The 9,907-nt window shown below is 69.9% G+C and carries 9 protein-coding genes; 5 read left to right on the top strand and 4 right to left on the bottom strand.

The window, feature by feature from the left end:
• The 3 genes from FV220_RS22145 to FV220_RS22155 all read right to left on the bottom strand — a co-directional run.
• On the bottom strand, positions 1-3,110 hold a 3,110-nt coding region (locus FV220_RS22145; protein WP_147833242.1), incomplete at its 3' end, for an efflux RND transporter permease subunit.
• Between the two features lie 12 nt (positions 3,111-3,122).
• On the bottom strand, positions 3,123-4,811 hold the full coding sequence (locus FV220_RS22150) for an efflux RND transporter periplasmic adaptor subunit (protein WP_147833243.1): 1,689 nt from the start codon (positions 4,809-4,811) through the stop codon (positions 3,123-3,125).
• An 86-nt stretch (positions 4,812-4,897) separates the two neighbouring features.
• Positions 4,898-5,359, bottom strand: coding sequence for a hypothetical protein (locus FV220_RS22155; protein ID WP_147833244.1), 462 nt, complete (start codon positions 5,357-5,359; stop codon positions 4,898-4,900).
• Between the two features lie 42 nt (positions 5,360-5,401).
• Here FV220_RS22155 and cobF point away from each other — a divergent pair, with 42 nt between their 5' ends.
• Complete coding sequence (gene cobF, locus FV220_RS22160) at positions 5,402-6,160, top strand: precorrin-6A synthase (deacetylating) (protein ID WP_056149443.1); 759 nt, start codon at positions 5,402-5,404, stop codon at positions 6,158-6,160.
• Positions 6,161-6,175: 15 nt separating this feature from the next.
• Here the strand turns inward: cobF and FV220_RS22165 are convergent, their stop codons facing one another.
• Positions 6,176-6,754 carry a hypothetical protein gene (locus FV220_RS22165; RefSeq protein WP_056149445.1) on the bottom strand — a complete coding sequence of 193 codons (579 nt, stop codon included), beginning with the start codon at positions 6,752-6,754 and terminating at the stop codon, positions 6,176-6,178.
• Here FV220_RS22165 and FV220_RS22170 point away from each other — a divergent pair.
• From FV220_RS22170 to FV220_RS22185, 4 genes are all read left to right on the top strand, one after another.
• Positions 6,753-6,965 carry a hypothetical protein gene (locus tag FV220_RS22170; protein WP_147833245.1) on the top strand — a complete coding sequence of 71 codons (213 nt, stop codon included), beginning with the start codon at positions 6,753-6,755 and terminating at the stop codon, positions 6,963-6,965. The genes FV220_RS22165 and FV220_RS22170 overlap by 2 nt on opposite strands.
• 264 nt (positions 6,966-7,229) lie before the next feature.
• Entirely contained in the window at positions 7,230-7,868 is a 639-nt protein-coding gene (locus FV220_RS22175; protein WP_056149447.1) for a ParA family protein, read from the top strand.
• A complete protein-coding gene (locus FV220_RS22180) occupies positions 7,852-8,157 on the top strand; it encodes a ribbon-helix-helix domain-containing protein (RefSeq protein WP_056149449.1) in 306 nt (101 codons plus the stop codon). Before FV220_RS22175 ends, FV220_RS22180 begins: the two co-directional genes overlap by 17 nt.
• Positions 8,158-8,552: 395 nt before the next feature.
• A partial coding sequence (locus FV220_RS22185; RefSeq protein ID WP_246689516.1) for a septal ring lytic transglycosylase RlpA family protein occupies positions 8,553-9,907 on the top strand: 1,355 nt, incomplete at its 3' end.

Below are 9,907 nucleotides of genomic sequence, written 5' to 3' on the forward strand. Positions count from 1 at the left end.
CCCGCCACCGGGGAGGGGGCTTCATCGCCGGGCGCCTCGCGCAGGCGGGCGAAGGCGGAGCCGCCGAAGCGCAGCATCAGGATCGGCGTCAGCACGGCGTCCAGCAGCGTCGCGCTGATGAGGCCACCGAAGATCGTCACGGCCACGGGATGCAGGATCTCCTTGCCCGGCGCGGTGCCGTCGACCAGCAGCGGCACCAGGGCGATGCCTGCGGCGAGCGCCGTCATCAACACCGGCACGAGGCGCTCGTTGCTCGCCCGCAGCACCAGGGCCGGGCCGAAGGGCAGCCCCTCGTTCAACCCGAGATTCAACACGTGGCTGATCTTCAGGATGCCGTTGCGGGCGACGATGCCGGTGAGCGTCACGAAGCCGATCATCGAGGCCACCGAGAGCGGCAGACCGGCGATGGTGAGGGCGACGACGCTGCCGATGAGGGCGAGCGGCACGTTGCCCATGACGATGAGGGCCAGCACGCCGGAGCGGTAGCGGCTCGCCAACAGCGCGAAGACAAGGGCGAAGGAGACGAGTCCGAGGAGGCCGATCCTGCGGGTCGCCTCCCCTTGCGCCTCGAACGCGCCTTCGAGGCGCGCGCTGATCCCCTCCGGCAGCGTCGTGCGTGCCAGGGCCTGCGCGATGTCGGCGGCGACCTTCGAGCCGTCCGAGCCCGGCACGGTGTTGGCCTGGACCACGATACGGCGGCGGCCGTTCTCGCGCAGGATCTGGTTGGGCCCGTCCCGCTCGGCGATGTCGGCCAGGGCATGGGCGGGCACCCAGCCCGAGGGCGTCTCGATGAGGAGGTCGCGCAGGGCGGCCATGGACCGGCCGCTCTCGGGCAGGCGCAGGATCACGTCGAAGCGGCGAAGGCCGTCCACCAGGGTCGAGACCACGCGGCCGTTGGCGAGGTTCCCCACCGTCTCCACCACCGTCGCGGGGGAGACACCGTAGAGCGCCGCCTTGGCCGGATCGACCCGTATCTCGATCTGGGGCACGCGCACCTGCCGCTCCACCTGGAGGTCGGCGACGCCCGGAATGCCGGACAAGGTCTCGCGCAGGGATTCGGCGGTGCGGCGCAGCGCGTCGAGATCCTCGCCGAACAGCTTCAGGGCGATCTCGGCCCGGACACCGGAGAGCATGTGGTCGAGCCGGTGCGAGATCGGCTGGCCGACATTCACCGTGACCGGAAGGACTGACAGCCGCCCCCTGATGTCGGCGACGATGGCCGGGCGTTCGCGCCCGCCGGGCTTCAGGCGGATCTCCAGATCGGTGGAATGGACGCCCTCGGCATGCTCGTCGAGTTCGGCGCGGCCCGTGCGGCGCCCGACCTTGTCCACCTCGGGGATGTCTAGGAGCAGGCGCTCGGCGATGGCGCCGACGCGGGCGGATTCGGCGAGCGAGATGCCGGGGGTGAAGGTGGTGGTGACCGTGAACGAGCCCTCGTTGAAGGTCGGCAGGAAGGCGCGGGGCAAGCGTCCCGCGCCATAGCCGGCGGCGACCACCGCGACGATCGCGCAGACGATGGCGAGGCGCTGATGGGCGAAGGCCGTCTCCACGAGGTGCCCGTTGGCGCGCTTGAGGCCGCGGATCAGCCGGCTCTCGGGATGGTCGAGGCTCTTGAGGCCGGGAAGCAGCCAGGAGGAGAGGGCGGGCGTCAGGGTCAGCGAGACCACGAGGCTCGACAGGATGGCGATGATGTAGGCCTGGCCGAGCGGCGCGAAGAGCCGGCCCTCGATGCCCGACAGGGCAAAGAGCGGCACGAAGACGAGGCAGATGATGATCGTGGCATAGACGATGCCGGAGCGCACCTCGTTCGAGGCGTCCACGATCACCGCGAAGGACGTGCGGGGCGAACCCTCCGCCCGGTTGTCGCGCAGGCGCCGCAGGATGTTCTCCACATCGACGACGGCGTCGTCCACCAGCTCTCCGATGGCGATGGCGAGGCCGCCGAGCGTCATCGTGTTGATGGAGAGTCCGAGCAGCGAAAACACCGTGGCGGTGGCGAGGATCGAGACGGGAATGGCGGCGAGCGAGATCAGCGTGGTCCGTACGTTCATCAGGAAGGCGAACAGCACCACGGCCACCACGGCCACGGCCTCGATCAACACCGTGATCACGTTGCGAAGCGACGTCTCGATGAAGTCCGCCTGTCGGAACAGGACGTTGCCGGCCTCGATCCCGTGCGGCAGGGAGGGGCCGATCTCCTTGAGCGCCGCCTCGACCTCGCGGGTCAGGCGCACGGTGTCGATGCCGGGCTGCTTCTCGATGGAGACCACCACCGCGGGATTACCCATGAAGCCGCCGTCGCCGCGCTTGGGCCGCGCCCCGAAGGCGATCTCGGCGACCTGCCGCAGGTAGACCGGACCGCCCGGCGTCGTGACGACGAGATTGCGAAGGTCGTCGAGATCGGTGGTGCGGCCGAGCGCGCGGATCAGGACCTCGCGGCCGCCGGCCTCGGAATAGCCGCCGCCGGCATTGCCGCCGTAATTCTGGAGGGCGCGGGCGAGGGATTCGTCCGTGACGCCGAGCGCCCGCATGGCGGCGGGATTGGGGGCGACCCGGAACTGGCGCACCTCGCCGCCGATGGGGATCACCTGTGCCACGCCCGGGATCGAGAGCAGGCGCGGGCGCAAGGTGAAGTCGGCGGTCTCGCGCACCTGCATCGGGGTCGCGGTCTTCGAGGTGACGGCGACGAGAAGGATGCCGCCCATGATCGAGGAGACCGGCCCCATCTGCGGGACCACGTTGGGCGGCAGTTCCGAGCGCGCGAGCGCCAGCCTCTCGTTGACGAACTGCCGGTCCCGGAACAGGTCGGTGTCCCACTCGAACTCCACCGTGACGATGGACAGGCCGATGCCGGAGACCGAGCGCACCCGGCTGACGCCGGGCAGGCCGTTCATGCGGGTCTCGATCGGGTAGGTCACCCGCTGCTCCACCTCCGTGGGGGCGAAGCCCTCGGCTTCGGTCAGGATCGTGACCGTGGGCCGGTTGAGGTCGGGGAGCACGTCGACGGGCAGACGCGCGAGGGAGAGCGCGCCGGTCAGGACCAGGGCGAAAGCGAGCGCGACGACGAGGAGGCGGTTGCGCAGGGATTGCGCGACGATGAGGCCGAACATCTTCGCGGTTCCTCAGCGGATCTGGTCGAGGAGTTCGGCACCCTGGACGACGACGCGCCGTCCCGGCTCCAGACCGTCGGCGATGAGCGTGCGGTCGGCGTCGAGGGGATCGGTGCGGACGCTGCGCGCCACGAAGCGCTCGGCGCCGACATGCTCGTAGACCACGCTGCCGCCCTCCGCCCGCAGGATGCCGGAGCGCGGCACGGCGAGGCCGGTCCGCTCCCCCGTCAAGGGGGCGTGGACGGTGACGAACTGGCCGAGCCGCAGGCCGGTGGACTCGCCCGCCACCGCGAATTGCACCGGCACCGCCTGATTGCGGTCGGCGAGGCCGGCCCCGCGATAGGTCAGGGCAAGGCTGCGCCCGTCCCCGAGGCGGGCCGTCGCCGAGCCTTCCGGCGACAGGGCCTCGAAGCTCAGCGCCTCGACCCAGAGTTTGCCCGGATCGACGATGCGGAAGACGACGGTGCCGGGGGCGGCCATGGCGCCCGCCGTGGCGCTCGCCTCGGCGATGACCCCGTCCACCGGTGCGACCAGGGCCTCGGGCGAGCCGCGGACCGTGTCGAGGGCGGCGCGGCGGTCCTTGAGCCCGTCGCGCTCGGAGCGGGCATCGTCGAGCTGGGTCTGCGCCACGGCGCCGGTCCCCGCCAGACGTTCGAACCGGACCACGCGCCGGTCGAGGATCGCGATCTGCTGGTCGAGTTCGCCCTGGCGCTGGCGCATGTCGGAGACGTCCACCGCCTGGACCGGTGGGGTGACGGTGGCGAGAACCTCGCCGCGCGTCACGCGGGTTCCGAGGCGCGGGAAGCCGTTCGCCGGAGGGGCCAGGCGGCCGCCCACGGAGGATTGCACCACGCCGCTGGCATTGGGGTCGGCGATGACCCGGCCGGGCAGGGCCACGGTGCGGGCCACGCTCTGCGTCGCCGTCACGGCGGTGCGCAGGACGAGGAGCCGCTGCAGGGATTTGGGCACGAAGATCGAACCGTCGCCCAGGCGTTTGGCCCGGTCGGCGCCGCCGGAGGGCGGGCTCGCCATCATCCCCCCCTCGGCCGGCGCGGCATCGTGGCCTTCATGGGCGAGGGCGGCGCTGCCCAGCACGATCGTCGCCGTGACCGCCAGGACGACGACGATGGGAATCGTGCGCCGACGGCGGATCAGGACGACGGCGCCGAGGCCGAGGAGGAAGCCTCCGGCGGCAGTGACGGAGGGCGGCTGGTGCGTCAGGCGCTCGACCAGGGAAGCGGTGGCCGCCGGCTCGGAGGTCGGCGCCGCGGCTTTGGCGGCCGGCAGGTCGAGATCGAGGGAAAGGATGTCGGTGCTGCCCTCCGCCGTCACCGCGACGAGGAGGTCGTGGTGCTCGGTTTCCTCCAGCCAGGGCGCCGGGAGCCGGTAGGTGCCGTCGGCCTGGAGCTCGGCCTTCCGGCGCCCGTCCGGCGTCGAGAGGGCGAGGGTGGCGTCGGTGACCGGCGTGTTGGTCTCGAACGCGTCGAGATAGAAGACGAGATCGTGGCCCTGCACGGTGGCGACGAGTTCGTAGCGCTCCGACTTCGCCTCGGCCCGGGGTGCGGCCGCCGCGACGGGCAGGGCAGGGGCCTCGTCTCCGTGGGAATGGCCCTCATGGGACAGGACCGCGCCGGACAGGGCCGCCCAGGCGATGGCGCACGCCGCGACGAGTCGCAGGGCTGCCGGAAAAACGATGGACATGATGGAAGAACCTCGACGCCGATGAAGCAGGGACTGCTTTCCACGCGGCGCCGTCAGGCGGCCGGGCGCGGAACGCCGTCGTTACGTCAGGCGAAGGGTCTCGGTGGTTCGGACGGAGAATCCGGAGCGACGTCCGTACGGGCGGAGATGGCGCCCACCGGAACGGGACCGGTCAAGCCGCCTGCGGACGTCATATCCCCGTCGGCCGGTGCCAGGCCGATGGCGCAGCAGCATGCGGCTCCGCAAGGACCGGTGCAGCAGGGTCCGGCACAGCCGAGATGGGGTTCCGCCCGCAGGACGGAGACGATCTCCTGCATGCCGGGGGTGGCGGTATCCGCCCGGACGGCCAGGGAGTCGAAGGAAGCCGGGGCCTGGACCCATGCGACAGGAGCGCTGCCATCGTGTCCATGGCCCGTATGGGCACTCGCGGGCGACGACATGCCGAAGCCGGCGATCGCGAGGATCACCGTTATCAGCCAGAGCGCGAGGCTCCGGTCCAGATTGCGCCGGATGGGTTTCATGTCGACGCAGAGCGTAGCATAGGGCATGCGCCCGCGACAGGGCCGATCGCAACTCGGAAGGCTAGACGCGTGAGACAGATCCTCGTGATCGGCATCGGCACCGGCAATCCGGAGCACGTCACGATCCAGGCGATCCGGGCCTTGAACACGGTGGACGTGGTCTTCGTCCTCGACAAGGGAGGAGAGAAGGCCGACCTCGTCGCCCTGCGCCGGGAGATCTGCGAGCGCTACATCGAGGACCGCCCCTACCGCATCGTCGAGGCGCAGGACCCGGAGCGGGACCGGAATCCGGCCGATTACGGCGTCGCCGTGGAGGATTGGCACGGCGCCCGCGCGGCTCTTTACGAGGCGATGATCGCACGCGAGCTTCCCGAGGACGGCACCGGCGCCTTCCTGGTCTGGGGCGATCCCTCGCTCTACGACAGCACCCTGCGGATCATCGACCGGATCGTGGCGCGGGGGCGCCTCGCCTTCGACCATCGCGTGATTCCCGGCATCACCAGCGTTCAGGCCCTGGCGGCGAGCCACCGCATCGCCCTCAACCGCATTGGCGCGCCGGTGCAGATCACAACCGGGCGCCAGATCGCCGGAGGATTGTCCGCCGAGGCCGACACCACCGTGGTGATGCTCGACGGCGACCCGACCTTCGCCCATCTCGACCCGGACCTGACGATCTATTGGGGCGCCTATCTCGGGAGCGACGACGAGATCACCCTGTCGGGCCGCCTCGGCGACGTCGCCGGCGAGATCCGGCGCCTCCGGACCGAGGAGAGGGCGCGCCACGGCTGGATCATGGACACCTACCTCCTGCGCAGGCCCGCGGATTGAGCCGGATCCTCGCCCTCAATGTTCGCGCGGACGCCGTGCTCCGTCGAGGTGGCCGGCCAGGGTGAAGGCGATCTCCCGCATCAGGCAGTCGAGAACCGCGACCAGTCTCGGCTGGTGGAGGTCGGCCGCGAGGTCGTGCAGGGCGATGGCGTGTTCCGCCATGCGGTTGGCCGCAGCCTCTGCGTGCAGGGCGGGCTGGTGAAGACTTGCCCCGTCTTCGCTGCGATCGATGGCGATGCCGAGGCCTCTCGCCCGCCCGGTGGCCTCGCCCCGGTCGATCCGTCCGCGCAATCCGAGCCGGCGTTCGCCTCGAACCGTCCGGAACGCGATCTCGAACGGGCCGCCCGCCTCGACGGCGGCATGCAGGGCGTTCTCCACGCGAAGCCGGTCCTCGGCGAGAATCGTCGCCAGGAATGCGTCGAGACTCACGCCCGCCGCTTCCCGAACGAGACCGAGTACGTCCGCGAGGGAGTCCGATACGACGATCCGGCCGGCCCAGACGTCGTGGGACCAGACGCCCACGACGCCCGACGCGTCGAGTGCCGCCAGGATTCCGTCCGTGTCACCGGAGAGAAGGCTCGTGCGCGCAGGCATGGATCTCCTGGGCCGCCGGGGCGGATCGCTGGGGACGAAACGTGTGACCGCGGATCGACACGAGGCAGGGATCGCCCTCGCATCGAATTTACCTGAAGTTGATAATTTCCCGTCGACCCGCGATGTCGGCGGCAACCTAACCGTCGAATCCTCCTATTGGAAGGGCAAGACACGCCCTGCGGGAATTTTTGGCAACCTGAGATTGATCTGAGGCCCTGGGGTCGAACGCAGGCGGCATCGTTCGTCGCGATCTCGATCCCCGGTTCACGGCACGCGCCGATCCCCGGCCCCGCCCTTAACCACTGGTTAACCATGACGGGCCAAAACCGGGATCAGGGCATCCTGGTGTCACGGGACGACGGCTGCGAGCCCGACCGGTGACCATCCGAGGCAGGGGATTCGATCGGCTTTTGGGCCGAGGGATCGTCCCGGCACGGCAGGAGGCGACATCTCAGGACGCGAGAAGGGCTCCCGTATGAAAGCCATCACCTTCGTCACCCAGAAGGGGGGGAGTGGGAAAAGCACGCTGTGCATCTCACTGGCCGTCGCGGCACAGGAGCGCGGCCTGTCGGTCTGCATCCTCGAAATGGATCGTCAGGCGACGATCAGCGACTGGCTCGACCACCGCACGGTGGATGGGCCGGAAGTCGCGCAGATCGATGCGTCACAGATCGAGGCCGTCATGGCCCAGCTGCGCGACTCCTCCTACGATTACGTCTTCATCGATACGCCGGGCGTCGATTCCACCGGCACGCTCTCGGCGATCCGCGCGGCCGATCTTTGCATCATCCCCTGCCGCCCCACCCCGGCGGACCTGCGCGCGTTCAAGCCGACCCTGGCCGCGGTCTACCGTCTGGAGAAGAAGTTCGCCTTCGTGCTGAACCAGACCCCGCCGCGCTCCTACCGGATCCGCGACGCGGCCGACGGCCTGGCCGTGCTGGGCATCCTGCCGGACGTCAACATCGTCGCGCGCACCGATCACCAGGACGCGATCGGCGTCGGTCAGGGCGTCACCGAATTCAACCCCAAGGGCCAGGCCGCCGGCGAAGTGCGCAGGCTCTGGACGTGGATCGAGAAGCGGATGCAGGTCGCCAAGCATGCCAAAGCCGCCTAGGCCGAGCCTCGCCTCCATCGTCGCGGGAAGCGTTCCCCCGGCCAGGAGCGCCGACATCGTCCAGCTCGATACGGGCCACGTTCCCGTCCGCAAGGCCCCGAGCACCTTGAAGGAGCGTGCCCGACAGATGTCGGTCTATCTGGAGCCACCGGTCTACGACCAGCTCCGCGACCTCGCCCATACCGAGCGCACCAAGATGCACGCGCTCATGCTCGAAGCCCTCGACCTCCTGTTCAAACAGCGGGGGACCATGCCGATCGAGCGGCTGAACGAGACCAACCACCGCTGACGGCCCTCTCCTGTCGATATCGACGATCGACAGGAGAAAATCTTTTTTGGTCAGAGCCTTGCACCTAAAATCTCACGTCCCGCATCAGCCCGCGACATCTCTTCGCGATGGGTCGGGAGGACGGATCCGGAGCATGATATCCACATCCTTGAAACCACAATTTCCTTCGATGACACAAGCCGATAGGGCCGGGCCCTCGTTCGACGGATGAGCCATGGGTAGCGAATCGGAGCCCCATCCGCAGCGTTCAGGTTTCCTTTACGTCAAACCGACAATTGTCTGTGCAATCGAAGCCCGCTCTTTCCGGGCGGCCTTCGACGGCCGGACCGGATCGCTCTTCCGTTCCTCGGCCCTGTATGGCGTTTCGAGAGCGTAAGAGTGCTGGGCGGTTCGGTATGGCGCGTTCGACGAAGGCCGGATTGGCTCCAACGGCGGGCGTACCGCTGCTGCGCCTCCTCGCCGTGTCCGTGGTGGCACTGACCACCGCGAATTGCGCGCAGAACACCCAGAAACTCGCTGGCCCGGCCGGCTCTTCCGGATCGTCCTACGATCCGAAATACGGCGTGAAGGCCAGCCCGCGCCTCTATAACGAGGGCGACACGATCCCCAAGGGAGGCGGCCGCCGCTTCTCGGGCAAGCCCTACGTGGTGGCCGGCCGCACCTACGTGCCCCGCGACGATGCCAAGGGCTATGTCCGCGAGGGCTTGGCATCCTGGTACGGCAGCGCCTTCCACGGCCGGATGACCGCCAATGGCGAGGTGTTCGACCGCCATTCCATCGCGGCCGCCCACCCGACCCTGCCGCTGCCGAGCTACGTCCGGGTGACCAACCTCGCCAACCGCCACTCGATGATCGTGCGCGTCAACGATCGCGGCCCCTATCACGCCAACCGCCTCATGGACGTGTCGGAGGAGGTGGCCCAGGCCCTGGAATTCCATCGCAGCGGCACCGCCAAGGTGCGGGTGGAGTATGTCGGCAAGGCCTCCACCGCCGGCAGCGACGACCGCAAGCTGATGGCGACCCTGCGCACCGATGGCGCGCCCGCCCGCGTCGGCGGCAGCTCGCCGGTGATGATGGCCGATCTCGGACCCGATGCCGAACCGGAGCGTCTGACGCGCGCGCAGCGTCCCGCCCTGGCCTTCAAGCCTGCGGCCGACGAGGACGACGCCGCTTCCGCGCCGCGTCCCGTCCGACCCGCGCCGGTCCTGGTGGCGGGCGGCTCCAGCGTCGCCGTGCCGGCGGCCCTGCAGCCCACCGCGTCCCGGTCACACGGGTTCCGGCCGACCATGCCGGATCGCACGGCTCCCGCTCTCCAGGTTCCCGCCATGCAGATGGCCCATGCGGGGCCGAAGGCGAAGGGGGCCGTACCGCCGCCCCCGGCACCGGTGCGCCTCGCCTCGAGCGCCGGCCCTGCCCATGCCCCGGCATCGAAGCACGGCGCCGGGACGCCCAAGGACGCGAAGTCGCTTCAGGCCAAAGTGGAGACCTCCGCTCCGAAGACGAAACTCGCCCTGTCGCCGGTCCCGGCGGCACCGCAGCGGATAGCCGCCGCTCCGGCCCCCGCACGCGGCACGGTCGTGAAGACGGCGGGCGCCGCGACCCCGGCACGCTCCGCGACGGGCCATGCCGCGGTGGCGAACCTGCGTCCGGTTTCGCCTCCCTCGGGTCCTCTGGGAACGGCCAAGGCCAGCGTCGCCAAGCTGTCCGTGCCCCCCGCCGGCTCCCAGCCCGCCAGCGCCCAGGCCGGGCG

Source organism: Methylobacterium sp. WL19 (assembly GCF_008040005.1).
Taxonomy (GTDB): Bacteria; Pseudomonadota; Alphaproteobacteria; order Rhizobiales; family Beijerinckiaceae; genus Methylobacterium; species Methylobacterium bullatum.